This window comes from Pseudomonas sp. NFACC05-1 (assembly GCF_900100135.1).
In the GTDB taxonomy this organism is placed as follows: Bacteria; Pseudomonadota; Gammaproteobacteria; order Pseudomonadales; family Pseudomonadaceae; genus Aquipseudomonas; species Aquipseudomonas fluorescens_Q.
This window is the reverse complement of sequence record NZ_FMTR01000020.1, coordinates 71588-97163: the sequence shown is the minus strand read 5'-3', so window position 1 is coordinate 97163 and position 25576 is coordinate 71588. Positions and strand designations below refer to the sequence as shown.

Annotated in this window: 21 protein-coding genes; 16 read left to right on the top strand and 5 right to left on the bottom strand. The window is 62.1% G+C overall.

Annotated elements, in window-relative coordinates; genetic code table 11:
* Nucleotides 1-7 precede the first annotated feature (7 nt).
* From BLO97_RS23650 to BLO97_RS23640, 3 genes are read right to left on the bottom strand one after another with little or no spacing between them, the layout of a single operon-like run.
* Nucleotides 8-775 carry a heme ABC transporter ATP-binding protein gene (locus BLO97_RS23650; protein ID WP_072346063.1) on the bottom strand — a complete coding sequence of 256 codons (768 nt, stop codon included), beginning with the start codon at nucleotides 773-775 and terminating at the stop codon, nucleotides 8-10.
* Nucleotides 775-1758: a FecCD family ABC transporter permease gene (locus BLO97_RS23645; RefSeq protein WP_175456261.1), complete on the bottom strand. Its 984-nt coding sequence runs from the start codon at nucleotides 1756-1758 to the stop codon at nucleotides 775-777. The genes BLO97_RS23650 and BLO97_RS23645 overlap by 1 nt, the downstream gene beginning before the upstream one ends.
* Nucleotides 1759-1808: 50 nt before the next feature.
* On the bottom strand, nucleotides 1809-2687 hold the full coding sequence (locus BLO97_RS23640; protein WP_092150455.1) for a heme/hemin ABC transporter substrate-binding protein: 879 nt from the start codon (nucleotides 2685-2687) through the stop codon (nucleotides 1809-1811).
* Between the two features lie 196 nt (nucleotides 2688-2883).
* Between BLO97_RS23640 and BLO97_RS23635 the strand changes: the two genes are divergently transcribed.
* Nucleotides 2884-3201 carry a Rieske (2Fe-2S) protein gene (locus tag BLO97_RS23635; protein ID WP_092348435.1) on the top strand — a complete coding sequence of 106 codons (318 nt, stop codon included), beginning with the start codon at nucleotides 2884-2886 and terminating at the stop codon, nucleotides 3199-3201.
* Here BLO97_RS23635 and sfsA read toward each other — a convergent pair.
* Together sfsA and BLO97_RS23625 are read right to left on the bottom strand one after the other, a co-directional pair.
* Entirely contained in the window at nucleotides 3157-3903 is a 747-nt protein-coding gene (gene sfsA, locus BLO97_RS23630; protein WP_063324346.1) for a DNA/RNA nuclease SfsA, read from the bottom strand. The genes BLO97_RS23635 and sfsA overlap by 45 nt on opposite strands.
* Nucleotides 3903-5075 (bottom strand): pyridoxal phosphate-dependent aminotransferase, encoded by a 1173-nt coding sequence (locus BLO97_RS23625; RefSeq protein WP_063324345.1) that lies wholly within the window; start codon nucleotides 5073-5075, stop codon nucleotides 3903-3905. The genes sfsA and BLO97_RS23625 overlap by 1 nt, the downstream gene beginning before the upstream one ends.
* Nucleotides 5076-5426: 351 nt before the next feature.
* Between BLO97_RS23625 and dksA the strand changes: the two genes are divergently transcribed.
* The 15 genes from dksA (at nucleotide 5427) to BLO97_RS23550 (ending at nucleotide 25482) form a co-directional block, all read left to right on the top strand.
* The gene (dksA, locus tag BLO97_RS23620; RefSeq protein WP_003205639.1) at nucleotides 5427-5870 is read left to right on the top strand and encodes an RNA polymerase-binding protein DksA; all 444 of its coding nucleotides are present in this window, start codon (nucleotides 5427-5429) and stop codon (nucleotides 5868-5870) included.
* 154 nt (nucleotides 5871-6024) lie between these two features.
* Entirely contained in the window at nucleotides 6025-6906 is an 882-nt protein-coding gene (gene gluQRS / locus BLO97_RS23615) for a tRNA glutamyl-Q(34) synthetase GluQRS (protein ID WP_092348432.1), read from the top strand.
* Nucleotides 6907-6984: 78 nt separating this feature from the next.
* Complete coding sequence (locus BLO97_RS23610; protein WP_003176118.1) at nucleotides 6985-7161, top strand: hypothetical protein; 177 nt, start codon at nucleotides 6985-6987, stop codon at nucleotides 7159-7161.
* Nucleotides 7145-10099, top strand: coding sequence for a sensor histidine kinase (locus BLO97_RS23605; RefSeq protein ID WP_175489864.1), 2955 nt, complete (start codon nucleotides 7145-7147; stop codon nucleotides 10097-10099). Before BLO97_RS23610 ends, BLO97_RS23605 begins: the two co-directional genes overlap by 17 nt.
* A gap of 22 nt (nucleotides 10100-10121) precedes the next feature.
* The gene (locus BLO97_RS23600; RefSeq protein ID WP_092348426.1) at nucleotides 10122-11555 is read left to right on the top strand and encodes a sigma-54-dependent transcriptional regulator; all 1434 of its coding nucleotides are present in this window, start codon (nucleotides 10122-10124) and stop codon (nucleotides 11553-11555) included.
* A gap of 716 nt (nucleotides 11556-12271) precedes the next feature.
* On the top strand, nucleotides 12272-13669 hold the full coding sequence (locus BLO97_RS23595) for a polynucleotide adenylyltransferase PcnB (protein ID WP_057450877.1): 1398 nt from the start codon (nucleotides 12272-12274) through the stop codon (nucleotides 13667-13669).
* 3 nt (nucleotides 13670-13672) lie between these two features.
* Nucleotides 13673-14158: a 2-amino-4-hydroxy-6-hydroxymethyldihydropteridine diphosphokinase gene (gene folK, locus BLO97_RS23590; protein ID WP_092150449.1), complete on the top strand. Its 486-nt coding sequence runs from the start codon at nucleotides 13673-13675 to the stop codon at nucleotides 14156-14158.
* A 363-nt stretch (nucleotides 14159-14521) separates the two neighbouring features.
* The gene (gene panB, locus BLO97_RS23585; RefSeq protein WP_063324340.1) at nucleotides 14522-15322 is read left to right on the top strand and encodes a 3-methyl-2-oxobutanoate hydroxymethyltransferase; all 801 of its coding nucleotides are present in this window, start codon (nucleotides 14522-14524) and stop codon (nucleotides 15320-15322) included.
* Nucleotides 15319-16179 carry a pantoate--beta-alanine ligase gene (gene panC, locus BLO97_RS23580; RefSeq protein ID WP_092225307.1) on the top strand — a complete coding sequence of 287 codons (861 nt, stop codon included), beginning with the start codon at nucleotides 15319-15321 and terminating at the stop codon, nucleotides 16177-16179. Before panB ends, panC begins: the two co-directional genes overlap by 4 nt.
* A 184-nt stretch (nucleotides 16180-16363) precedes the next feature.
* Nucleotides 16364-16744 carry an aspartate 1-decarboxylase gene (gene panD / locus BLO97_RS23575; protein ID WP_058545003.1) on the top strand — a complete coding sequence of 127 codons (381 nt, stop codon included), beginning with the start codon at nucleotides 16364-16366 and terminating at the stop codon, nucleotides 16742-16744.
* Nucleotides 16745-17085: 341 nt separating this feature from the next.
* Nucleotides 17086-18750 (top strand): glucose-6-phosphate isomerase, encoded by a 1665-nt coding sequence (pgi, locus tag BLO97_RS23570; RefSeq protein WP_092150443.1) that lies wholly within the window; start codon nucleotides 17086-17088, stop codon nucleotides 18748-18750.
* 199 nt (nucleotides 18751-18949) lie between these two features.
* Entirely contained in the window at nucleotides 18950-20887 is a 1938-nt protein-coding gene (gene acs, locus BLO97_RS23565) for an acetate--CoA ligase (RefSeq protein ID WP_092348423.1), read from the top strand.
* Nucleotides 20888-21114: 227 nt separating this feature from the next.
* Entirely contained in the window at nucleotides 21115-22131 is a 1017-nt protein-coding gene (locus BLO97_RS23560; protein ID WP_092150437.1) for a class I SAM-dependent rRNA methyltransferase, read from the top strand.
* Nucleotides 22132-22251: 120 nt separating this feature from the next.
* Entirely contained in the window at nucleotides 22252-25185 is a 2934-nt protein-coding gene (locus BLO97_RS23555; RefSeq protein ID WP_092464309.1) for a DUF748 domain-containing protein, read from the top strand.
* On the top strand, nucleotides 25186-25482 hold the full coding sequence (locus BLO97_RS23550) for a DUF2845 domain-containing protein (RefSeq protein WP_092150432.1): 297 nt from the start codon (nucleotides 25186-25188) through the stop codon (nucleotides 25480-25482).
* Nucleotides 25483-25576 lie beyond the last annotated feature (94 nt).

Below are 25576 nucleotides of genomic sequence, written 5' to 3'. Positions count from 1 at the left end.
GGCGCCCTCAGCGGGCAATGATCAATGGATGCCCGCGCTCCGGATGGTCTTGCACCAGCACGTCCAGGCCAAACACCGCCTTGAGCGGTTCCGGGCGCAGCACGTGCCGGGGCGTGTCCAGGGCCACTGGCCGACCGGACGCGAGCAGCAACAGGCGATCACAGTAACGCGCCGCCAGGTTCAGGTCATGCAGGATCACCAACACGGCAGCGCCGCGACTGGCGAACTCACGCACCGCCTGGAGGATGGTGTGCTGATGCAGCGGATCGAGCATCGAAGTCGGCTCATCCAGCAACAGGGTTTGCCCCGTTTCACCTGGCCACAACTGCGCCAACACCCGCGCCAGATGCACCCGCTGACGTTCGCCGCCGGACAACGCCAGGTAACTGCGACCGTGCAGATGCGCAGCGTCTGCCACTTGCAGCGCCGAGGCGACGATTTGCTCGTCGCGCACTCGACCACTCTGGTGCGGCAGGCGCCCCATGCCGACGACTTCCTCGACACGGAAGGCGAAATCCAGGGTCGAGGACTGCGGCAAGACTGCCAGGCGCCGGGCGCGCTCCGCCCCCTGCCACTGGGCCAGTGGCCGATCATCGAGCCAGACCTGCCCTTGGGCCGGGCGCAGTTCGCCGCACAGGCCCGCCAGCAAAGTACTTTTACCTGCGCCGTTGGGCCCAAGCACTCCGAGTACTTCACCAGGGTTGAGCGCGAGATCGACGTCCGCCAGCACCGTCTTGCGGCCACGTTGAATGTGCAGGTTCTGCGCTCGCAGCATCAGGCGCGCCCTCGCACCAATAGATAAAGGAAGAACGGCGCGCCGATGAAGGCCGTGACAATGCCGATCGGCAATTCCGCAGGGGCCAATGCCAGGCGCGCCACCAGATCGGCGAACAATAGCAGGCTTGCGCCCGCCAACACCGAAGCAGGCAGCAACACCCGGTGATCGGGGCCGGCCACCAGCCGCACCAGATGCGGCACTACCAGCCCGACGAAGCCGATCATGCCCGCAGCCGCCACCGCCGCGCCAACCCCCAAGGCCGTACAAAACACCAGTTCACGCTTGAGGCTTTCGACGTTAACGCCCAGGTGGGCAGCCTCGGACTCCCCTAGCAACAGCGCATTGAGTGCCCTGGCCCGGCGTGGCAGCCAGAGCGCCACTGCGGCACTGACCAGCAACAGCGGCCACAACCGCGCATAGCTGGCGCCGTTGAGACTGCCCAGGTTCCAGAACGTCAGGGTGCGCAGGGTCGCGTCATCCGCCAGGTAGGTGAACAGACCGACGGCCGAACCAGATAGCGCGGTCAGGGCAATACCGGCCAGGAGCATCGTCGCGACATGGGTCTGGCCGTTGCGTCGCCCGAAACGATAGACCAGCGCCGTAACGCCGAGCCCGCCAAGGAATGCACACAACGACAACACGTAGGGACCAAAGGCTTCGGGCAACCCACCCAGCGCCGAGCCACCGACAATGGCGAACGCGGCACCCAGTGCCGCACCGCTGGACACGCCCACCAACCCCGGGTCCGCCAGTGGGTTGCGAAACAGTCCTTGCATCGCCACACCGGACAACGCCAACACCCCGCCCACCGCCACCCCCAGCAAGGTACGTGGCAAACGGATCTGGCCGAGGATCAGTTCGGCCTGCTCCAGGCCATCGGCCGCCACCGGCAAGCCCAGCAGGCGCAGGGCGGCGCGCAAGGTGTCGAGCAACGGCAAGCTCACCGGCCCCAGGGCCAGGGACAGCCAGGTTGCCAGCAGACACAGCAGGCCCAGGCCAATGAACAAGGTGCGTGGCTTGACCAACGAGGTCATGGCGCCGTGGCCGACGCAGCCGGATAGAAGCCCGCCGTCAGTATCACCAGGCTTTGTGGCAACCGCGGGCCCAATCCGCCTACCAACAGCGTCGGATCAAGCTCAATGACGCGCCCGTCCCTGGCGGCCTGGGTCGAGGAAAGAATCGGGTTTTCCCTGAACAGCGCCACACGCGCTTCTTCACCGCTCAAGGCACGGTCAGCAAAGACCAGCACTTGCGGATTCAGGCTGGCCAGGGTTTCCACGGAAAAAGACTTGTAGCCGCTGTGGGTCGCCAAGTTATGACCGCCGGCCTGCTGTAACAGCCAATCAGCCGAAGTCCCCTTACCGGCGACCAGTGGCTTGCCGCCGGAACTGCCCACCAACAGCAATACACCAGGGGCCTTTTGCTTGCGCTGGGCCTCGGCCACCCGGGCCTGTTGCTGAATGAGTTGCTTTTGATAAAGGTCGAACAACCGCGCCGCCTCGGCCTCAGCCCCCAGCAACTGTCCCAGGTGCCGCAGATTGCCCTGCAGGGCCGGCAAGTCTGGTGTGGCCGAGAACAGTTCGACCTGCACACCGGCGCTGCGAATTTGCGCCAACACGGGCGGTGGCCCCATTTCCTCGGTGCCCACCAGGATCTGCGGACGCAGGCTCAGCACGCCCTCCGCCGACAGCTGTCGCTGATAGCCAACACTGGGCAAGGCTCGCAAGGATTCAGGATGCTGGCTGGTGGTGTCCACACCCACCAGTTTCGACTCGCCCCCCAGCACACTGACCCACTCCGACACGGCGCCGCCGGCGCTGACCCAACGTTGCGGCGATTCAGCCGCGCTGGTCCCCTGGTTGACCAACAGTGCGACACAGAGCGCAACAACGCGGATGTTCAGGCGCATCGGGCAGCTTCCTCAAAGAAGTTTTTCGCAGGACCGGGCCGGGCCAAGTATCCTCAATCACCTGCGAAGGAGGCGCCATTTGATAATTGTTTTCATTTGACCGTCAAGGGCGGATCTTTTGCTACATGAAGCCCATGTGGGAGCGGGCAAGCTCGCTCCCACAGAGTCTCACTCCGTCAGACATATAGAGACACACATGAAGTTTCTTTGTACCGCCGTCGAACTGCCCGACAACGGCAGTCGCGGTTTCGACCTCGATGGGCGCAAAGTACTGGCCGTGCGGCGCTCCGGCCAGGTCTATGCCTATCTCAACCGCTGCCCGCACCGGGGCGTGCCACTGGAATGGCAACCGGACCAGTTCCTCGACCCCAGCGCCAGCCTGATCCAGTGCGCCACCCACGGCGCGCTGTTCCTGATAGAAAGCGGCGAATGCGTGGCGGGCCCCTGCGCCGGTCAGTTCCTCGCTGCCCTAGACAGCCGGGAGGACGAGCAAGGCATCTGGGTCGAGCTCTAGCAGCACCGGCAACCCGCGATCCACCCACATCTGCTCGGGCGTCAGCGTGACCCCGTAGGCCAGCACCTCCACACCCGCCGCCACCGCATCACGCAGCGCAGCGGCGTATACCGGGTCGATTTCCTGTGCCGGGCGCACCGCTTCGATGCCGCTCAGGTTCACACAATACAACTGCACCGCCCGCACACCGTCCCGGGCCAGGCAGGCGAGCTCCCTCAGGTGCTTGGCCCCGCGCAGGGTCACCGCATCGGGAAACGCCGCCACATTCGTGCCATCGAACCCCAGCGTGACACTTTTGACTTCGACCCAGGCCGAGCCGTGGTCGTAGTCCAGGCGAAAATCGATACGGCTGTTTTCCACCCCATAAGCCACTTCACGCTTGAGCCCGGTAAACCCGTTCAGTTCGCTGATGACCCCGGCGCGCAAGGCTTCTTCGATCAACGCGTTGGCCCGCGCGGTATTGATGCAGGCCAGCCGCCCTTGAGGGGTTTCGCCGATTTCCCAGGTGCCGGGCAACTTGCGCTTGGGATCGCTGGAGCGACTGAACCAGACACGCGCGCCTTCAGCCATGCAATTGAGCATCGAGCCGGTGTTAGGGCAGTGAATAGTGAGCAGTTCGCCATGAACGGTCTCGATATCGGCGAGAAAACGCTTGTAACGTCGAATCAGGCGACCTTCTTCCAACGCAGGGGAAAATTGCATCAGCCTTGCCAGCTCCGTAGTCCACGTTCGATTCGTGCCACCGCTTCCTCCAGCCGCGGCAGGCTCTGGGTGTAGGCGAAGCGCACGTGGTGACCGGCCTGATGGCGACCGAAATCCAGGCCCGGCGTGAAGGCCACGTGTTCGGTTTCCAGGAAGTGCTGGCAGAACGCAAAGGCATCGCCGCCGAACGCACTGATGTCGGCATAGAGGTAAAACGCCCCTTCCGGCTCCACCGCAATACCGAAGCCCAATTCACGCAAGGCCGGCAGTAGAAAGTCACGGCGCCGCGCAAACTCGGCCCGCCGCTGTTCGAAGATCTCGATGGTCGCCGGCTCGAAACAGGCCAGGGCGGCGTACTGGGCCATGCTCGGCGCACTGATGTAGAGGTTCTGCGCGAGCTTTTCCAGCTCGCCGACAGCCGCCGAAGGGGCCACCAGCCAGCCAAGTCGCCAGCCGGTCATGCCGAAATACTTGGAGAAACTGTTAAGGACAAAGGCATCGTCATCGACTTCCAGCACGCTGGCGGCGTCGGTGCCGTAGGTCAGGCCATGATAGATCTCGTCCACCACCAGATGGCCGTTATGGCCCTTGATGACCTTGGACAGCCCAGCCAATTCGTCCCGGGTGAGAATCGTCCCGGTCGGGTTGGCCGGTGAGGCCACCAACGCACCGACGCTGTCCTGGTCCCAATGGCGGTTCACCAGGTCTGGCGTCAATTGGTAACGCACCTCGGGCCCCACCGGCACCAATTGCGCCGCCCCTTCGACCAGGCGCAGGAAATGACGGTTGCACGGATAACCGGGGTCGGCCAGCAGCCAATGCTTGCCTGGGTCCACCAGCAAAGCGCTGGCCAGCAGCAACGCGCCGGACCCGCCCGGGGTCACGAGGATGCGCCGGGGGTCAATCTCCACCCCATAACGCTGGCCGTAGAAACCGGCGATGGCCTCGCGCAGTTCTGGAATGCCACGGGCCGCGGTGTAACGGGTCTTGCCCGCCGCCAGCGCGGCCTGGCCGGCCTGGATGATTGGCTCGGCGGTGGTGAAGTCCGGTTCGCCGATCTCCAGGTGGATGACGTCATGCCCGGCGGCCTGCAGTTCGTTGGCACGGGCCAGCAACGCCATCACATGGAAAGGTTCGATGGCGCGGCTGCGCGCACTGTAGGGCTGAGCCATTGGCCTTCCTTCAGGGGAAAAAAGAACCGATTCTACCCAACTCTCCAGCCAAGTCAGAAACAACTGCGGGAACAGGTGCGAACCACAAATGGTCTGAGCCCGTGGATTGCAGGAAATGACTCCCGCGATTGGCCCAGGCTTGACTAGAATCAAGCATTGAGCAGGTTTAAATCCCCACCGAAGCGAACCCGGCCATGTTTTACAAGCCCCGGCCGCCGCAGGCTCGACAACCGGGAGTAGCGCGGCCCGATTTGATCTGGTAAGTTCGCCCGCTTGCAGCCGCAGGGCCGGCAGGTGTCGGTGATGGAGCAATCCTGCGTAGTGGATTACAAGAGTAGAGGCGGTCCATTCATGCCCACCCAAGCAAAGCAAAATCAAAATCAGTCGCTCAGCGGGTTTGAGCCTTACGTCCCGCAAGCTGGCGAAGAGTACATGGGCGCCCCCATGCGCGCGCACTTCACCAAGATCCTGAACAAGTGGAAACAGGATTTGATGCAGGAAGTCGACCGCACCGTGGATCACATGAAAGACGAAGCGGCCAACTTCCCCGACCCGGCCGACCGTGCCAGCCAGGAAGAAGAGTTCAGCCTCGAGCTGCGTGCCCGTGATCGCGAGCGCAAGCTCATCAAGAAAATCGACAAGACCCTGCAGCTGATCGAAGACGAAGAATACGGTTGGTGCGAGTCCTGTGGCATCGAGATCGGCATTCGCCGCCTGGAAGCCCGCCCGACGGCCGATCTGTGCATCGACTGCAAGACCCTGGCGGAAATCAAGGAAAAACAGGTCGGCAAGTAATCGCCGGCGCTGTCACCGAAACGGAGCGTTCATACGCTCCGTTTTTTGTTTCCGATATTTTCTCCAGGTCTGAAAAACCTGCTCGCTCCCACAGGGGATATGCTTTGTTGTCGAGATTGCATGCCCACCGCCCGGACCCAGTAACATTCGCCCTATGACTGCCTACATCGGACGCTTCGCCCCCACCCCCAGCGGCCACTTGCACTTCGGCTCACTGGTCGCCGCACTGGCGTCGTACCTGGATGCCCGCGCCATGGGCGGGCGTTGGTTGCTGCGCATGGAAGACCTCGATCCGCCCCGGGAAGAACCGGGCGCGCAAGCGGCGATTCTCAAGGCACTGGAAAGCTACGGGTTCGAATGGGACGGCGAGATGGTTCGCCAGAGCGAACGCCATGACGCCTATGATCAGGTCATCAACCGATTGTTCAGCCAAGGCCTGGCCTACGCCTGTACCTGTTCGCGCAAACAACTGGAAGCGTACCAGGGCATTTATCCAGGGCTGTGCCGCAATGCCGGGCACGGCACCGAGGACGCCGCCATCCGTCTGCGCGTCCCCGAGCTTGAGTACCACTTCACCGACCGGGTCCAGGGCGAGTTCCGCCAGCACCTGGGCCGTGAGGTCGGCGACTTCGTGATCCGCCGCCGCGACGGGCTCTACGCCTATCAATTGGCCGTGGTCCTGGACGATGCCTGGCAAGGGGTGAGCGATATCGTGCGCGGCGCCGACCTCCTGGACTCCACGCCGCGCCAGCTCTATCTGCAAGAACTGCTCGGGTTGCCGCAACCGCGTTACCTGCACGTGCCGCTGATCACCCAACCCGACGGGCACAAGCTCGGTAAATCCTACCGCTCACCGCCCCTGGCGGCCGATCAGGCCACGCCATTGCTGTTACGGGCGTTGCGCGCACTGGGCCAGCAACCGGGCCTCGAACTGGTCGACGCCAGCCCACGGGAACTGCTGGCTTGGGGCATTCGCCACTGGGATGCAGGCAAGATCCCGCGCACACTGAGCCTGCCCGAAGCGCAAATACGTTGACGGCCCTTGCAGCTTGGCGCCCATCCGTTACCATCGCCGCACGTTTTTTGGGCACGCGCATAAATTAGAGAGGCCGGGATGTATATCTATCGCTTGGTCCTGCTCCTGGTAGTGGGGATTTATCTGTTCTCCCCGGCCATCATGGATTGGTGGATCGATGCCACGGGTGCCTGGTATCGGCCGTATCTGCTCTGGCTGATCCTGATTGTCGTGACCTTCATCCTGCAGAGCCAAAAAGATGCCGATGAGCTTTAGCCTGACCCAGATGGTCCTGATCAGCGCCGCCTACCTGGCAGTGCTGTTCGGCGTAGCCTGGATCAGCGAACGAGGCATGATCCCCCGGGCGATCATCCGCCACCCGCTGACCTACACCCTGTCGCTGGGTGTCTATGCCAGCGCATGGGCGTTCTATGGCACGGTCGGGCTGGCCTACCAGTACGGCTATGGTTTCCTCTCCAGTTACCTGGGGGTGTCAGGGGCGTTCCTGCTGGCGCCGGTGTTGCTCTACCCGATCCTGAAAATCACCCGCACCTACCAACTGTCGTCGCTGGCCGACCTGTTCGCCTTTCGTTTTCGCAGCACCTGGGCCGGCGCGCTGACCACGATCTTCATGCTGGTCGGGGTATTGCCGCTGCTGGCCCTGCAGATCCAGGCCGTGGCCGACTCCATCAGCATCCTGACCCGCGAGCCGGTGCAGCACCGAGTGGCGCTGAGCTTCTGCGTACTGATCATCCTGTTCACGATTTTCTTCGGTTCCCGACACATCGCCACGCGGGAGAAACACGAAGGCCTGGTGTTCGCCATCGCTTTCGAATCGGTGATCAAGCTGATCGCCATCGGTGGTGTCGGTCTCTATGCCCTGTATGGCGTGTTCGATGGCCCGCAACAGCTGGAAATTTGGCTGTTGCAGAACCAGACGGCCCTCGCCGCCCTGCACACACCGTTGCAGGAAGGCCCATGGCGCACGCTGTTGCTGGTGTTCTTCGCATCGGCCATCGTGATGCCGCACATGTACCACATGACGTTTACCGAAAACCTCAACCCGCGCTCGCTGGTCAGCGCCAGTTGGGGCCTGCCGCTGTTCCTGCTGCTGATGAGCCTGGCGGTACCGCTGATCCTCTGGGCCGGCTTGAAGCTGGGCGCCAGTACCAATCCGGAATATTTCACCCTGGGCATCGGCATCGCCGCCAACAGCAAGGCCCTGGCGTTGCTGGCGTATGTCGGCGGCCTGTCGGCGGCCAGCGGCTTGATCATCGTCACCACGCTGGCATTGTCGGGCATGGCCCTCAACCACCTGGTGCTGCCGCTCTACCAGCCACCGGCCGAAGGCAACATCTACCGCTGGCTGAAGTGGACACGGCGGGCGCTGATCGTCGCCATCATCATGGCCGGCTACGGCTTCTACCTGATGCTGGGCGAGGGGCAGGACCTGGCCAACCTGGGCATCGTCGCCTTCGTGGCCACCTTGCAGTTCCTGCCCGGGGTACTGTCGGTGCTGTATTGGCCGACCGCCAACCGCCGCGGCTTCATCGCCGGCCTGCTGGCAGGGATCCTGGTGTGGCTGGTCGCGATGCTGTTGCCGCTGATGGGCAACCTGCAGGGCTTCTATATTCCGCTGCTGAACATGATCTACGTGCTCGATGACACCAGTTGGCATATGGCGGCCATCGCCTCCCTGGCGGCGAACGTGCTGATGTTCACCCTGATCTCGCTGTTCACCAACGCCAGCAGCGAAGAGGCCAGCGCCGCCGAAGCTTGCGCGGTGGACAATGTCCGCCGCCCGCAGCGTCGCGAACTGCACGCCGCCTCGCCCCAGGAATTCGCCACGCAACTGGCCAAGCCCTTGGGCGCCAAGGCCGCGCAAAAGGAAGTCGAACAGGCCCTGCGAGACCTCTACCTGCCTTTCGATGAACGTCGCCCGTATGCCCTGCGTCGGCTGCGCGACCGGATCGAAGCCAACCTGTCCGGCCTGATGGGCCCCAGCGTGGCCCAGGACATGGTCGAGACGTTCCTGCCCTACAAGGCCGGCGGCGAAAACTACGTCACCGAAGACATCCACTTCATCGAGAGCCGCCTCGAGGATTACCACTCGCGCCTCACGGGCCTGGCCGCCGAACTGGACGCCTTGCGCCGTTACCATCGCCAGACCCTGCAGGAACTACCAATGGGCGTGTGTTCCCTGGCCAAGGACCAGGAAATCCTGATGTGGAACAAAGCCATGGAAGAACTCACCGGGATCGCCGCCCAGCGCGTGGTCGGTTCACGCCTGAGCACCCTGGGCGAGCCGTGGAAAGGCTTATTGCAAGGTTTCATCGACCTGCCGGACGAGCACTTGCACAAACAGCACCTGGCCCTCGACGGCCAGACCCGTTGGCTGAACCTGCACAAGGCCGCGATCGACGAGCCGTTGGCACCCGGTAACAGCGGCCTGGTGCTGCTGGTCGAAGACCTGACCGATACCCAGATGCTCGAAGACAAACTGGTCCACTCCGAACGACTGGCAAGCATCGGCCGGCTGGCCGCCGGGGTGGCCCACGAAATCGGCAACCCGATCACCGGCATCGCTTGCCTGGCGCAGAACCTGCGCGAAGAACGCGAGGACGACGGCGAGCTGACGGAAATCAGCGGCCAGATCCTCGAACAGACCAAGCGCGTGTCGCGCATCGTCCAGTCGCTGATGAGCTTCGCCCATGCCGGCGGTCACCAGCACAATGACGAGCCCGTCTGTCTGGCCGAAGTGGCCCAGGATGCCATTGGTCTGCTGGCGCTCAACCGGCGCAATTTCGAAGTGCAATTCTTCAACCTGTGCGATCCGGACCACTGGGTCGATGGCGACCCCCAGCGGCTCGCCCAGGTGTTGATCAACCTGCTATCCAACGCGCGGGACGCCTCACCGGCCGGCAGCGCGGTGCGGGTCAAGAGTGAAGCCTTCGAACACACGGTCGACCTGATCGTCGAAGACGAAGGCAGCGGTATCCCACAGAACATCATGGACCGATTGTTCGAACCTTTCTTCACCACCAAGGATCCTGGCGAAGGCACCGGTCTGGGCCTCGCACTGGTCTATTCCATCGTTGAAGAGCATTATGGACAAATCACCATCGACAGCCCGGCCGATGCACAAAGCCAACGCGGCACCCGTATCCGGGTGACCTTGCCGCGTCATGTCGAAGCGACGTCCGCTGTGAACTGAGACCGTCGAGAGAATCGAATCAATGCCGCACATTTTGATCGTCGAAGACGAAACAATTATCCGCTCCGCCTTGCGCCGCCTGCTGGAACGCAACCAGTACCAGGTCAGCGAAGCCGGTTCAGTGCAGGAAGCACAAGAACGTTTCAGCATTCCAACATTTGACCTGATCGTCAGCGACCTGCGCCTGCCTGGCGCCCCGGGTACCGAGCTGATCAAGCTCGGCCAGGGCACACCCGTGCTGATCATGACCAGTTACGCCAGCCTGCGCTCGGCGGTCGACTCCATGAAAATGGGTGCGGTGGACTACATCGCCAAACCGTTCGACCACGATGAGATGCTCCAGGCCGTGGCCCGTATCCTGCGCGACCGACAAGCGGCGACCAGCAACCCGGCGGAACCCGCCGGCAAGGCCAGTACCTCGACGAAAGCCGGCGCCAGTAACAATAATGGCGAAATTGGCATCATCGGTTCCTGCCCGCCCATGCAGGACCTGTACAGCAAGATCCGCAAAGTGGCCCCGACCGACTCCAATGTCCTGATCCAGGGCGAGTCCGGTACCGGCAAGGAGCTGGTAGCCCGGGCCCTGCACAACCTGTCACGCCGGGCCAAGGCACCGATGATTTCGGTGAACTGCGCGGCGATCCCGGAAAGCCTGATCGAGTCCGAACTGTTCGGCCACGAAAAAGGTGCGTTCACCGGCGCCAGCGCCGGGCGCGCAGGCTTGGTGGAAGCGGCGGACGGCGGCACGCTGTTCCTCGATGAAATCGGCGAACTGCCACTGGAAGCCCAGGCGCGGTTGCTGCGGGTGCTTCAGGAAGGCGAAATCCGCCGCGTCGGCTCGGTGCAGTCGCAAAAGGTCGATGTCCGCCTGATCGCGGCCACCCACCGTGACCTCAAGAGCCTGGCGAAGATCGGCCAGTTCCGCGAAGACTTGTATTACCGCTTGCACGTGATCGCCTTGAAGCTGCCCGCCCTGCGCGAACGTGGCGCGGACGTCAATGAAATCGCCCAGGCATTCCTGGCTCGCCAGAGCGCGCGGGTCAACCGCACCGATCTCAAGTTCGCCCCGGACGCCGAACAGGCCATCCGTCATTACGCCTGGCCGGGTAACGTTCGCGAGCTGGAAAACGCGGTCGAGCGGGCGGTGATCCTGTGCGAGAGCCCGGAAATCTCTGCCGACCTGCTGGGCATCGACATCGAACTGAGCGACCTGGACGACGAAGAATTCATCGGCCTGGCCCCGCAACAGGGCAGCGCTGCCAACAACACCAGCCACGAGCCCACCGAAGACCTGTCCCTGGAGGACTACTTCCAACACTTCGTCCTGGAGCACCAGGACCACATGACCGAGACCGAACTGGCACGCAAACTGGGCGTAAGCCGCAAGTGCCTGTGGGAACGGCGCCAGCGCCTGGGGATTCCACGGCGCAAGACCGGAGCGACCAGCGAAAGCTGAGGTGTGGGGGTAACACCGCCGAATGTGAAAAAACTGTTACCTCAGCTTTTTCACGTAACAGAAGCCGGGGTTTACGGTAACGAAACCCCGGCTTTTTTTCGCTTCGGAAAAATGGTTATAACCCTGGAACCCCCGGTTTCGCTGGCCCTCGCAAAAGTTGGCACGCACCCTGCTATAGCTTTGGTACAAGAACAATAACAAGCAATGCAAAAGACAATAAAAATAAGACGAATCGACTCACGCACAATAAAAACAAGACGGCGAGAGGCGCAGCTAACTGATTCTTTTGGAGAGGCGTTGTATTTGGGGCTTGCCCCACAACCAGGCCGAGAACAATAAAAACTGTCTCAAGACAGGTGCCTGAACTGGTTGGATCGATTGATCACTGCAACACAGCGACCAAAGCAATCCGTTTGCTCTTGGCTCCCGATTGGGAGGGTCACGAAGGGAAAACCTCGTGACGCGGGCACTCAACAAAAACAAGAAGCCCAAAACCAATAATAAAAACAGAGCACGTAACTAATTCTGGGGGAGCTTCGGCTCCCCTTGTGGTTTCTGACATTTCCCTTCCCTGAAGCCTACAAAGCTTGTCGCTTGCAGCTTGCAGCTCAAAACTGCTGCGTCCTACACCATCCCTCGACTAAATGCTAGAATCTCGGCCCATCATGCGGCCATTCTTCGTTTTTGGCCGAATATTCCTTCAAACAGTGCATCCCATGCTGAAGAAGCTGTTCCAGTCATTCCGTTCTCCCTTGCGTCGTACGCAACACATTCGCAGCACGCCTGAAGTGCTCAACAGCGGCCAGCATTCACTGCAAAAGGCCCAGTTCAGCCGTTATGCGGTGAACATCGTCGAACGTTTGCAGAACGCCGGTTACCAGGCTTACCTGGTCGGTGGCTGCGTGCGCGACATGCTGCTCAACATCACCCCAAAGGATTTCGACGTCGCCACCAGCGCCACGCCGGAACAGATACGGGCCGAATTTCGCAACGCGCGGATCATTGGCCGGCGCTTCAAACTGGTCCATATCCACTTCGGTCGCGAAATCATCGAAGTGGCGACCTTCCGCGCCAATCACCCGCAAAACGATGAAGAAGAAGACAGCAACCAGTCTTCCCGTAACGAAAGCGGGCGCATCCTGCGCGATAACGTCTACGGCACTCTGGAAGAAGACGCGCAACGCCGCGACTTCACCATCAACGCCCTGTATTACGATCCCGTCAGCGAACGCATCCTCGATTACGCCAACGGCGTACACGACATTCGCAATCGCCTGATCCGCCTGATCGGCGACCCCAAGCAGCGCTATCAGGAAGACCCTGTGCGCATGCTGCGGGCCGTGCGTTTCGCCGCCAAGCTGGATTTCGGCATCGAAAAACACAGCGCCTTGCCGATTCGTGAACTGGCGCCGATGCTGCGGGAAATCCCTTCGGCGCGCCTGTTCGAGGAAGTGCTCAAGCTGTTCCTGTCGGGCAACGCCGCAGACACCTTCGAGATGCTGGTGGACCTGCAGTTGTTCGATCCGCTGTTCCCCGCCAGCGCCGAGGCCCTGGAGCACAACCCGACCTACACCCACACCTTGATCAGCGAAGCACTGATCAACACCGACCTGCGCATCAAGCAGAACAAGCCGGTGACGCCTGCGTTCCTGTTCGCCGCCTTGCTCTGGCCTGCCCTGCCGGCTCGGGTGCTGCGCCTGCAAGAGCGTGGCATGCCGCCGATCCCGGCGATGCAGGAAGCCGCCCACGAGCTGATTGCCGAACAGTGCCAGCGCATCGCCATTCCAAAACGCTTCACGATGCCGATCCGCGAGATCTGGGACATGCAGGAACGCCTGCCACGGCGCAGCGGCAAGCGTGCCGACCTGCTGCTGGACAACCCTCGTTTCCGCGCCGGCTACGACTTCCTGCTGCTGCGTGAAAGCGCGGGCGAGCAGACCGATGGCCTGGGTGAATGGTGGACCGATTACCAGGACGCCAACGACAGCGAGCGCCGCGACATGATTCGCGAGCTCAGCGGCAAGGATGACGGCGCCAGCGGCCCGCGCAAGCGCCGCCGCAGCAGCGGTGCCAAGCGCAAGCGTGCCGGTGTACCGAGCGCATCGGGCGAGTAATCGATGGAACGCATCTACATCGGCATGGGCAGCAACCTGGCCGAACCCGCCGAACAATTGCGCAGTGCCATCCAGGCGCTGGCGCAATTGCCCGATACCCAACTGGTGGGGGTCTCGGCGTTTTATCAAAGCGATTCCCTGCTGCCCGGCCAGCCGCGCTACACCAACGCGGTGGCGGTGCTGGACAGCCGCCTGGCACCGCTGGACCTGCTCGATGCGCTGCAAGCCATCGAAACCGGACAAGGTCGCGAACGCCTGGAACGCTGGGGCCCACGCACCCTGGACCTGGACATCCTGCTGTTTGGCGATCGCCTGATCGACGAGTCTCGCCTCAAGGTCCCTCACTACCACATGCAGGCCCGAGCCTTCGTGCTGTACCCACTGGCCGAGTTGGCACCCGCCGACCTGCGCCTGGCCGATGGGCGCTTGCTCAAGGATCTGCTCGCGGCGTGCCCATTCGTTGGTCTGGAACGCCTGCCGCCTATCTGACAAAGCCCCCCTGTGGGAGCGAGCTTGCTCGCGATAGCGTCGGCACATCCAGCATCCAGGGTGACTGACACACCGCCATCGCGAGCAAGCTCGTTCCCACAGGATCAGGGACCCGGCAGTCAGATCCGAGACACGCCTCTACGCTGAAACGCATCAGTAACCCCGGTAACACCCGGCGGTAACACATCCAATTGACTTCCCGAGAGCTCCTCACGACTATAGGCGTCCCGATGCCGCCAACGCGGCGTTTAAAGGGCGCAATCCAGGCCTTACAAGCACCACACATAGAGGGTGCGCCTGTATAGATGACGATTCATGCGCGTTACTCGCAGTAGCTCAAGAGCGCCTAATGAGGACTTTTTCATGCCAGCTATTACCCTGACCACGCTGCAAGGTCTCAAGCAAAAAGGTGAGAAAATCGCCATGCTGACCTGCTATGACGCAACTTTCGCCCACGCCTGCAATGAGGCCGGTGTCGAAGTGTTGCTGGTGGGCGATTCCCTCGGCATGGTGCTGCAAGGTCACGACAGCACGCTGCCGGTGACCACCGCCGAGATGGCCTACCATGTGGCCGCCGTCAAACGCGGTAACACCGATGCGCTGATTCTCGCCGACCTGCCATTCATGGCCTATGCCACCCTTGAACAAACCATGACCAACAGCGCCATGCTGATGCAGGCCGGTGCCCACATGGTCAAGGTCGAAGGCGCGTTGTGGCTGGCCGATTCGATTCGGCTGCTTGCCGAGCGGGGCATCCCGGTGTGCGCGCACCTGGGCCTGACCCCACAAGCGGTGAACATCCTCGGTGGCTATAAGGTCCAGGGCCGCAATGAGAACCAGGCGCGGCAGATGCGCGCCGATGCGATTGCACTGGAGCAGGCTGGCGCGGCGATGTTGCTGCTCGAATGCGTGCCCAGCGAGCTGGCGGAAGAAATCACCCAGGCAGTGAAGATCCCGGTGATCGGAATCGGCGCCGGCCACGCCACCGATGGCCAGGTACTGGTGCTGCACGACATGCTCGGGCTGTCGATCACCGGTCGCGCACCCAAGTTCGTGAAAAACTTCATGGCAGGGCAAACGTCTATCCAGGGCGCCCTGAGTGCCTATGTCGCTGAGGTCAAGGCCGTGACCTTCCCGGGCGCCGAACACGGGTTTTCTGCATGAATACCGTCAAAACCGTACGCGAACTGCGGGCCGCCGTGGCCCGTGCCCGCGGCGAAGGCAAACGCATCGCCTTCGTGCCGACCATGGGCAACCTGCACAGTGGTCACGTGGCGCTGGTCACCAAGGCCGCGCAACGGGCCGACTTCGTGGTGGCGAGCATCTTCGTCAACCCACTGCAATTCGGTGCTGGCGAAGACCTGGACAAATACCCCCGCACCCTGGCGGCCGACCAGGAGAAACTGCTCCAGGCCGGCTGCCATCTGTTGTTCGCACCCAGCGTCGAAGAGATGTACCCCGACGGCATGGCCGGGCAGACCCGGGTCAGCGTCCCGCAATTGTCCGAAGGCCTGTGCGGCGCCAGTCGCCCGGGGCATTTCGAGGGCGTGGCGACGGTGGTCAGCAAGTTGTTCAACATGGTCCAGCCCGACCTGGCGGTGTTCGGCCAGAAAGACTTCCAGCAACTGGCGGTGATTCGCGCACTGGTCCATGACCTGAACATGCCGATTCAGATCATCGGCGAACCGACCGTGCGCGCCGAGGACGGCCTGGCGCTGTCCTCGCGCAACGGTTTCCTCAGCCCGGACCAACGTGCCGTCGCGCCCGTGGTCTATCGCGTCCTGAGCCAGATCGCCGAGGCCATCAAGCAGGGCCGACGAGATTTCCCGGCGCTGATCGACGAGCAGCTCAAGCAGCTCGAAGCCGCCGGCCTGCGTCCCGATTACCTGGAGATCCGTCACGCCAAGACCTTGCGCCCGGCATTGAGCGAGGACCGTGACCTGGTGATTCTGGTAGCGGCGTTCCTGGGCACTACGCGGTTGATCGACAATCTGCACCTGGATCTCGACACGCCCGCCTAAGCATCACAAAACCCTGTGGGAGCGAGCTTGCTCGCGATAGCAATCCGTCAGCCAGCCTATCGGTCAACTGACCCACCGCTGTCGCGAGCAGGCTCACTCCCACAAGGGGCCTGCGGTGTTATTGCCGCCTCGGCAGCCTTCAGGCAGACTGCCCGCCGTTCGGACCCGACCAAAGGAAAAATTCATGCACGCCATCATGCTCAAGGCCAAGCTGCATCGCGCCGAAGTCACTCACGCGGTGCTCGACTACGAAGGCTCCTGCGCCATCGATGGTGAATGGCTGGACCTGTCAGGGATCCGTGAATACGAACAGATCCAGATCTACAACGTCGACAACGGCGAACGCTTCACTACCTACGCCATCCGTGGCGAGGAAGGTTCGCGGATGATCTCGGTGAACGGCGCCGCAGCGCACAAGGCCAAGGTGGGGGATCGTGTCATCATCTGCGCCTACGCCCACTACAGCGAAGCCGAGCTGGTCAACTTCAAGCCCCGCATGCTGTACATGGCGCCAGGCAATGAACTGAGCCACACCAGCAATGCGATTGCGGTCCAACTGGCCTGATCGAAACACCTGCGTCGCCGCTTTCCCCTGTGAAAGCGAGCCTGCTCGCGATGGCGGCGGACCCGTTGATACAGATGCCGACTGCCATACCGCTATCGCGAGCAAGCTCGCTCCCACAGTAAGCAATCTGCGTTTCCGTTTGTCGGACCTTTCCCGCCCAGTTGTATAAAAAAGTACCGGGAACCGGTCTGACAAAGTCAAGACAGATCGCAACGCGAGGTTTACTGTATTCGCCCTGCGTCCGGCGATCGTGTCGATGCAGTGTCCGGATGCCCACCTCGAGCCGCGCCGGAATTTTTAGTGTACAAAAGGTCGTTCAAGTAAAAAGGAAACCCGCAGCGATGGCGTATTACCGAACCCCTCATGACGTGACCGCTCTGCCAGCCTGGCAAGCGCTGAATGACCACCGCAAAGCCATGCAGGATTTCAGCATGCGCGAAGCGTTCAATGCCGATCCGCAGCGTTTCACTCAATTCACCCTGTCGAGCTGCGGCCTGTTTCTCGACTACTCGAAAAACCTGATCAACGCCCAGACCCGCGATCTGCTGGTGGGCCTGGCCAACGAAGTCGACCTCAAGGGCGCGATCAAGTCGCTGTTCGAAGGCGAAATCGTCAACGCCTCGGAAAACCGCCCTGCCCTGCACACCGCCCTGCGTCGGCCGGTGGGCGACAAGTTGCTGGTCAACGGCGTCAACGTGATGCCGGACGTGCACAAAGTGCTGAACCAGATCACCGACCTGGTGGGCCGCATTCACGACGGCCTGTGGCGCGGCTACACCGAAAAGCCCATCACCGACGTGGTGAATATCGGCATCGGTGGTTCTTTCCTCGGCCCGGAACTGGTGTCCGAAGCGCTGTTGTCCTACGCGCAAAAAGGCGTTCGCTGCCACTACTTGGCAAACATCGACGGCAGCGAGTTCCATGAGCTAACCATGAAGCTGCGCGCCGAGACCACGCTGTTCATCGTCTCGTCGAAATCCTTCAACACCCTCGAAACCCTGAAGAACGCCCAGGCCGCCCGCGCCTGGTACCTGGCCCAGGGTGGCTCCGAAGCGGAGCTGTATCGCCACTTCATCGCCGTGTCGAGCAACAATGCCGCCGCCGTGGCCTTCGGCATCCGTGAAGAGAACATCTTCCCGATGTGGGACTGGGTCGGCGGGCGTTACTCGCTGTGGTCGGCCATCGGCCTGCCAATCGCCCTGGCCATCGGCATGTCGAACTTCAAGGAATTGCTCTCCGGGGCCTATTCCATGGACCAGCATTTCCAGAGCGCCCCGTTCGAGCAGAACATGCCGGTGCTGCTGGCACTGCTGGGTGTGTGGTACGGCAACTTCTGGGGTGCGCAGAGCCATGCGATCCTGCCGTACGACCACTACCTGCGTAACATCACCAAGCATTTGCAGCAATTGGACATGGAATCCAACGGCAAGAGCGTGCGCCAGGACGGTACACCGGTGTCGACCGACACGGGCCCGGTCATCTGGGGCGGCGTCGGCTGCAACGGTCAGCACGCTTACCACCAGTTGCTGCACCAGGGCACCCAGTTGATTCCGGCCGACTTCATCGTGCCGATCGTCAGCTTCAACCCGGTTTCCGATCATCACCAATGGCTGTATGCCAACTGCCTGTCCCAGAGCCAGGCACTGATGCTCGGCAAGACCCGCGCCGAAGCCGAAGCCGAGCTGCGGGACAAGGGCGCCAGCGAAGAAGACGTGCAGAAACTGGCGTCACACAAAGTGATCCCCGGCAACCGTCCGAGCAACACCCTAGTGGTCGAACGCATCAGCCCACGTCGCCTCGGCGCACTGGTAGCGCTGTATGAACACAAGGTGTTCGTGCAGAGCGTGATCTGGGGCATCAACGCCTTCGACCAATGGGGCGTGGAGCTGGGCAAGGAACTGGGCAAGGGCGTCTACAACCGTCTGGTGGGCAGTGAAGAAAACCCGGCCGAAGATGCCTCGACCCAGGGCTTGATCAACTACTTCCGCGGGCGTCATCGCGGCTGATCGCAGGTCGAACACCAAGCACTTACTTTTGTGGGAGCGAGCTTCTCGCGAAGGCGGTGGATCAGTTGACACTCATGTTGACTGACACACCGCCTTCGCGAGCAAGCTCACTCCCACAGTTGTTTGTGCATGACTTGAACCCTCCGGCTACTCGGCGCATCTTTATCACTTGTCGCAAAAACAAGAATAAGGAACCGTCATGTTCGATATCAGCCAGTACCCCCAAGCCGATGCCGTCCGCCGGGCTGCGCAACTGAGTCAGGACGAGTACAAGCGGCTCTATAAAGAATCCATCGAACACCCCAGCGCCTTCTGGGCCGAGCAGGCCACACGCTTTCTCGACTGGATGACGCCCTGGCAAACCGTCCAGCGCTATGACCTCAAGAACGGCGACGCGACCTGGTTCGCCGGTGGCAAGCTGAACGTCAGCGCCAATTGCATCGACCGTCACCTGCAAACACGCGGCGACCAGACGGCAATCATCTGGGAAGGCGACGACCCCGCCGAATCGGCAGAAATCACCTACAAAAAACTACACAACCATGTGTGCCGCCTGGCCAACGTGCTGAAAAGCCGTGGTGTGAAGAAAGGCGACCGGGTCTGCATCTACATGCCGATGATCCCCGAAGCCGCCTACGCCATGCTCGCCTGTACCCGCATCGGCGCGGTGCATTCAGTGGTGTTCGGCGGTTTCTCACCGGACTCGCTGCGCGACCGGATTCTCGACGCCGATTGCCGCACCGTGATCACCGCTGACGAAGGCGTGCGCGGCGGGCGCTCCGTACCGCTCAAGCGTAACGTCGACAAGGCCCTGGAAAGTTGCCCGAACGTCAGCACCGTGCTGGTGGTCGAGCGCACCCAGGGCGAGGTGAACTGGGTTGAAGGCCGTGACCTGTGGTACCACCAGGCCATGCACGAGATGAGCGACGACTGCCCACCCGAACCGATGGACGCCGAAGACCCGTTGTTCATCCTCTACACCTCCGGTAGCACTGGCAAACCCAAGGGCGTGCTGCACACCACGGGAGGCTATCTGCTGCAAGCGGCGATGACGTTCAAGTACGTGCTCGATTACCGCGACAACGAAGTGTTCTGGTGCACCGCCGATGTCGGCTGGGTCACCGGCCATAGCTACATCGTCTACGGCCCGCTGGCCAATGGCGCCACCACGCTGATCTTCGAGGGCGTGCCGAGCTACCCGAGCAGTTCGCGCTTCTGGCAGGTGATCGACAAGCATCAGGTCAACATCTTCTACACCGCACCGACCGCCCTGCGCGCGCTGATGCGCGAAGGTGCCGGCCCGTTGCAGGAAACGTCCCGCAAAAGCCTGCGATTACTCGGCAGCGTTGGTGAGCCGATCAACCCGGAAGCATGGGAATGGTATTTCAACACGGTAGGCGAACAGCGTTGCCCGATTGTCGATACCTGGTGGCAGACCGAGACGGGCGGCATCATGCTCAGCCCGTTGGTGAGCGCCCCACGGCTCAAGCCAGGCTGCGCCACCCGGCCGATGTTCGGCGTGCAACCGGTCTTGCTGGATGAAGTGGGCAAGGAAATCAGCGGCGCCGGCAGTGGCGTACTGGCGATCAAATCCAGTTGGCCCGGGCAGATTCGCAGCGTCTACGGCGATCATCAACGCATGGTCGACACCTACTTCAAACCCTACCCCGGCTATTACTTCACCGGCGACGGCGCGCGCCGCGACGAAGATGGCGATTACTGGATCACCGGGCGCATCGACGATGTGATCAACGTTTCCGGGCATCGCATCGGCACCGCCGAGGTGGAAAGCGCCCTGGTGCTGCACGACAACATTGCCGAAGCAGCCGTCGTCGGCTACCCCCACGACCTCAAGGGCCAGGGCATCTATGCCTTTGTCACGCCGATGAACGGTGTGGAGGCCAATGACGAGTTGAAGAAGGAACTGCTGGCCCACGTCAGCAAGGAAATCGGCAGCTTCGCCAAACCGGAGCTGATCCAGTGGGCGCCGGCGTTGCCCAAGACCCGTTCGGGCAAGATCATGCGGCGCATCCTGCGCAAGATCGCCTGCAACGAACTCGACAGCCTCGGTGATACCTCGACCCTGGCCGATCCAAGTGTGGTGGAGGGGCTGATCGACAAACGCCTGAATCGCTGAGCCAGACAACTTGGCTTCCCAGAAGCACCGTGCCTTTGTGGCGAGGGAGCTTGCTCCCGCTGGAGTGCGTAGCGCTCCCAAAAATGATAGGGCCGCTGCGCAGCCCAGCGGGAGCAAGCTCCCTCGCCACAGATCGGTGCCCGGCTCCAGATCCGTATGCAATCCCCCTACCTGGGTTTGTATAACTGCTAAACTCCCGCGCCTCATTTCTCTAAGGCGCGCCCGGCATGTCTTCCTTGAATCAGGCGCTGCGCGCCGCCCTCGACCAGCGCCACGAGTTGCTCGACCAACTGCACCAGCAAGGCACCGACTGCTATCGCCTGTTCCATGGCAGCCAGGAAGGCGCACCCGGCCTGACCATCGACCGCTACGGCCCGCAACTGCTGGTACAGAGCTTCCATAAAGCGCTGGAGCGCGACGACCTGCTGCAACTGCACGGCATCGTCAACGAACGGCTGGGCCTGGAGACGCTATTGGTCTACAACGACCGCGCCCGGGGCAATTCGCGCGTCGACCGCCAGGACACCGTCTATCAGGCGGACGAGGCCGCCCTGCAAGACCTGGTCGGGCATGAATGGGGCTTGAATTATCGCGTCCGCGGTCGCCATGCCGGGCAGGATCCACTGCTGTTTCTCGACCTGCGCAACGCCCGAGGCTGGGTCAAGGCACACAGCCGCAACAAAAGTGTGCTGAACCTGTTCGCCTACACCTGCGGCGTCGGCCTGAGCGCTGCGGCCGGCGGCGCGCGGGAGGTGTGCAACCTGGACTTCGCCGAAGGCAACCTGGCGGTGGGCCGCGAAAACGGCCTGCTCAACCCCGATTTGCCGCCGATGGCGTTCGTGCAGTCGGATTACTTTCCGGCGATCCGCCAACTGGCCGGCCTGCCCATCAGCCAGCGGCGCGGGCAGAAACTGCCCAACTACGTGCGCCTGGAACAACGCCAGTACGACCTGGTGCTGCTCGATCCGCCGGCCTGGGCCAAAAGTGCGTTCGGCACCGTCGACCTGTTGCGCGACTATCAAAGCCTGCTGAAACCGGCATTGCTCACCACCGCCGACAATGGCGTGCTGATCTGCTGCAACAACCTGGCAAAAGTGCCCATGGACGACTGGCGCGAACAGGTACTGCGTTGTGCGGAAAAAGCCGGTCGCCCGGTGCGCGAGTGGAGCGTGCTGACGCCCGGCAGCGATTTCCCCTCCCTCGACCAGCAACCGCCACTCAAGACCCTGGTCCTCCAGCTCTAAGCCAGGCTCAGAATTCTCACGCAAAAAACGGACAAATCTCATAAATCACAGTGGCTTCGGAACCGTAAACGCATGCCATACTCCAAGGCACTCCGAATTCACACCAAGATGAAGCCGCACATGCCCAAAGGATTGATTCGCGCCATCGGCGCTCTGTTGACCGCACTGGCCCTCTACAGCCTGTTGGGCTTTCTGATTTTGCCGGGCATCGCCTTGCGCATCGCCAACCAGCAACTGGCCACCTTTGCGACGGTGCCGGCCCAGATCCAGCGCATCGAACTCAATCCCTTCAGCCTTGAAGTCACCCTCTGGGGCCTGAATATCGGCGAACCAGGCAAGGAACAGGTCGGCTTCGAACGGCTGTATGCCAACCTGCAGCTCGACAGCCTGTGGTCGGGCGCCCTGCACCTGGTCGACATCGAGCTGGACAAGCCCAAGACCGAAGTGATGTTCGCCAAGGACGGTCAATTGAACCTGCTGGGCCTGTTCAAGCTGCCGGCCAGCGAGCCGACGCCCGCCGCCCCCGAGGCCAAGCCGTTCCCCCTGCGGGTCGACCGAATCAAGTTGGCCGGCGGTTATGTGCATTTTCAGGACCTGCGCCCCAGCGAACCCATTGAGTTTCTCTACGACACCCTCGATTTCGAGCTGAAAAACCTCAGCACCCTGCCCGACGACAATGCCGACATGACCCTGGTGGCTGCTGGCCCCGAAGGCGGACAGATCGACTGGACCGGTAATTTCAGCCTCACGCCGATTGCCTCCCAAGGCACTCTCAAAGTCACTGGCGGCCAAATGAAAGCCTGGTGGCCCTATGTGCGCGACGCCGTGCCGCTGGTTCTGGAAAACGGCGTCCTGAACCTCAGCACCGACTACAAGCTCAACCTGGCCAAGGGTACCGAACTGCTGCTCAACAACGCCGCGGTCAGTGTCGCGCCCTTCGCCATCAAGGCACCCGATGGCCGTCCACTGGTGAAGCTCGAACGCCTGGACGTGAGCGAAACCTCGGTGGACCTGGCCAAGCAGCAAGTTATCGTGGGCAAGATCCGTAGCCAGAAGCTGGAAACCTGGGCCGCTCGCGAGGCGGACGGGCAGTTGGACTGGCAGAAACTCTTCGCCAGCCAGCCGGCCAAACCGCAGGTCAAGGCTGAGCCGGCATCCGCCCCGGCAGCGGCAGACTCGCCAAAAGCTGAACCGGCACCGCCCAGCAAACCCTGGCAGGTGATGTTGAAGGATGTGCAACTGCGCGACTATAAGGTGCACCTGGCCGACCGCCAGGCCCAGCCCGCGGTGGCACTGGAGGTCGGCCCGCTGAACCTCGACCTGCAGAACTACGACACCCTCAATGGCTCACCCTTTACCCTCAAGCTGGACACCGGGGTAGGCAAGCAGGGCAAGATCCTGGCCGACGGCGAGGTCAACCTGAACCCGATCACCGCCAAGCTCAAGGTCAAGACCCAGGACGTCGACCTGCGCGTCGCCCAGTCGTACATCAACCCGTTCATTCGCCTGGAGCTGCGCTCCGGGATGCTCGGCAGTGACCTGGCGGTCGACCTCAAAAGTACCGAACCGCTGGCATTTGCCGTCACCGGCCGCGCCCAGGTCGATCAGTTGCACACCCTCGACACGCTCAAGACCCGCGACTTCCTCAAGTGGCAAAGCCTGGTCCTCGAAGGCCTGAATTATCAGCACGGTGACAGCCTTTCCATCAACAAGGTCAACCTGTTCCAACCGTACGCGCGCTTCATGATCAACGACGACCGCACCACCAACGTCGATGACCTGCTGATCCCGCAACCGGCCGACAGCGGCACGAAGAACACCGCGGCAAAACCGGCGCCCCAGGAAAAACCGCTGGGCATCCACATCGGTGGTATCGCCATCAATGACGGTTCGGCCAACTTCGCCGACTTCAGCCTGACCCCCAATTTCGCCACGGCTATCCAACAGCTCAACGGTGCGATCGGCACGATCGACAGCCGCCAGGCCAAACCGGCCAGTGTCGACATCAAGGGCAAGGTCGATCGCTATGCACCGGTCACCATCAAAGGGGCGGTCAACCCCTTCGACCCGATGGCCAGCCTCGACATCGCCACCAGTTTCAAACGGGTCGAGCTGACCACCCTGACGCCCTACTCCGGCAAGTTCGCCGGCTATCGCATCCGCAAGGGTCGGCTCAATCTCGATCTGCATTACCGAATCACCCAGGGCAAGCTCCAGGCGGAGAACAAAGTGGTGGTCGAGCAGTTGCAACTGGGGGAGAAAGTCGACAGCCCGGACGCCGTGAGCCTGCCACTCAAATTGGCCGTCGCATTGCTCAAGGATTCCGACGGCAAGATTTCCATCGAACTACCGGTGTCCGGCGATCTCAACGACCCGCAATTCAGCGTCATGCCAATCATCTGGCAGACCCTGCGCAACCTGGTGGTACGAGCGGCCCAGGCGCCGTTCAAGCTTATCGGTGGGCTGGTGGCCGGCGGCGGCTCGGAAGACCTGGGCAGCGTGGCGTTTGCGCCAGGCTCCAGCGACCTGAGCAAAGACAATGAAGGCGTGCTGCTCAAACTGTCCGAGGCCCTTGGCAAACGTCCGGAGCTGCGCCTGGAGATCGAAGGCACCGCCGCCGAAAGCAGCGACGGCCCACTGCTCGCCGCCCAACGCCTGGAGCGCGAATATCAATACAACTACTACAAGATGCTGCAGCGTCGGGGCGACAAAGTTCCGGCCCAGGCCTCGCTGATACAGGTGCCCGAGGACGAAAAAGCGCCGCTGCTCGAAGGCATCTACCGCACCCGCCTCAAGACCCAACCGCCCGCCGAATGGACACAATTGGATAAAAAGGCGCGTATCGAGAAACTGCGTGAAGGCGTGATCAAGTTCTGGAGCGGCAGTGACGTGCTCTTGCGCCAACTGGGGCAGGAACGGGCCAGTAGCATCAAGGACTTCCTGGTGGACAAAGGCCAGTTGGCCGATGACCGCGTGTATTTCATCGACGCCAACCTCGGCCAGGCCGAGAGCGATGGCCGGGTGATTACCCCGCTGCATCTGGATGCCGAATAGATGAAACCCTGGTTCGGACTCTGCCTGGGTCTATCGCTGGCCACCGGCCAAGCCGCGGCTGCCGACACGCTGCGCTGCGGCAGCCAGCTGATCAGCGTCGGCGACCGCTCGAGCGAAGTGTTGCAAAAGTGCGGGGAGCCAGCGGCGCGGGATGACCTGGGCTACAAGCGCAGTGTCAACCGCCGGGAAGAATACCCGGTGGAGGAATGGACCTACGGCCCCAACAGCGGCATGTACCAATACCTGCGCTTCGAGGGGAATCGGCTGGTGCAGATCACCAGCAAGCGGGGGCGCTGAGGTTTGTCCGTACAGAGGTGTTGAATGTACTACCGCCATCGCGAGCAAGCTCGCTCCCACAGGAGGATGGCGATGAGCACTGATTTTGAGATCA

What these genes read in the sequence shown, in the direction of transcription:
- BLO97_RS23595 (WP_057450877.1), top strand. Translation starts at nt 12,272, where the DNA reads ATGCTGAAGAAGCTGTTCCAGTCATTCCGTTCTCCCTTGCGTCGTACG.
- pgi (WP_092150443.1), top strand. Translation starts at nt 17,086, where the DNA reads ATGGCGTATTACCGAACCCCTCATGACGTGACCGCTCTGCCAGCCTGG.
- BLO97_RS23600 (WP_092348426.1), top strand. Translation starts at nt 10,122, where the DNA reads ATGCCGCACATTTTGATCGTCGAAGACGAAACAATTATCCGCTCCGCC.
- BLO97_RS23550 (WP_092150432.1), top strand. Translation starts at nt 25,186, where the DNA reads ATGAAACCCTGGTTCGGACTCTGCCTGGGTCTATCGCTGGCCACCGGC.
- folK (WP_092150449.1), top strand. Translation starts at nt 13,673, where the DNA reads ATGGAACGCATCTACATCGGCATGGGCAGCAACCTGGCCGAACCCGCC.
- BLO97_RS23610 (WP_003176118.1), top strand. Translation starts at nt 6,985, where the DNA reads ATGTATATCTATCGCTTGGTCCTGCTCCTGGTAGTGGGGATTTATCTG.
- BLO97_RS23640 (WP_092150455.1), bottom strand. Translation starts at nt 2,687, where the DNA reads ATGCGCCTGAACATCCGCGTTGTTGCGCTCTGTGTCGCACTGTTGGTC.
- sfsA (WP_063324346.1), bottom strand. Translation starts at nt 3,903, where the DNA reads ATGCAATTTTCCCCTGCGTTGGAAGAAGGTCGCCTGATTCGACGTTAC.
- dksA (WP_003205639.1), top strand. Translation starts at nt 5,427, where the DNA reads ATGCCCACCCAAGCAAAGCAAAATCAAAATCAGTCGCTCAGCGGGTTT.
- BLO97_RS23605 (WP_175489864.1), top strand. Translation starts at nt 7,145, where the DNA reads ATGCCGATGAGCTTTAGCCTGACCCAGATGGTCCTGATCAGCGCCGCC.
- panC (WP_092225307.1), top strand. Translation starts at nt 15,319, where the DNA reads ATGAATACCGTCAAAACCGTACGCGAACTGCGGGCCGCCGTGGCCCGT.
- gluQRS (WP_092348432.1), top strand. Translation starts at nt 6,025, where the DNA reads ATGACTGCCTACATCGGACGCTTCGCCCCCACCCCCAGCGGCCACTTG.
- BLO97_RS23555 (WP_092464309.1), top strand. Translation starts at nt 22,252, where the DNA reads ATGCCCAAAGGATTGATTCGCGCCATCGGCGCTCTGTTGACCGCACTG.
- BLO97_RS23625 (WP_063324345.1), bottom strand. Translation starts at nt 5,075, where the DNA reads ATGGCTCAGCCCTACAGTGCGCGCAGCCGCGCCATCGAACCTTTCCAT.
- BLO97_RS23650 (WP_072346063.1), bottom strand. Translation starts at nt 775, where the DNA reads ATGCTGCGAGCGCAGAACCTGCACATTCAACGTGGCCGCAAGACGGTG.
- BLO97_RS23560 (WP_092150437.1), top strand. Translation starts at nt 21,115, where the DNA reads ATGTCTTCCTTGAATCAGGCGCTGCGCGCCGCCCTCGACCAGCGCCAC.
- acs (WP_092348423.1), top strand. Translation starts at nt 18,950, where the DNA reads ATGTTCGATATCAGCCAGTACCCCCAAGCCGATGCCGTCCGCCGGGCT.
- panB (WP_063324340.1), top strand. Translation starts at nt 14,522, where the DNA reads ATGCCAGCTATTACCCTGACCACGCTGCAAGGTCTCAAGCAAAAAGGT.
- BLO97_RS23635 (WP_092348435.1), top strand. Translation starts at nt 2,884, where the DNA reads ATGAAGTTTCTTTGTACCGCCGTCGAACTGCCCGACAACGGCAGTCGC.
- panD (WP_058545003.1), top strand. Translation starts at nt 16,364, where the DNA reads ATGCACGCCATCATGCTCAAGGCCAAGCTGCATCGCGCCGAAGTCACT.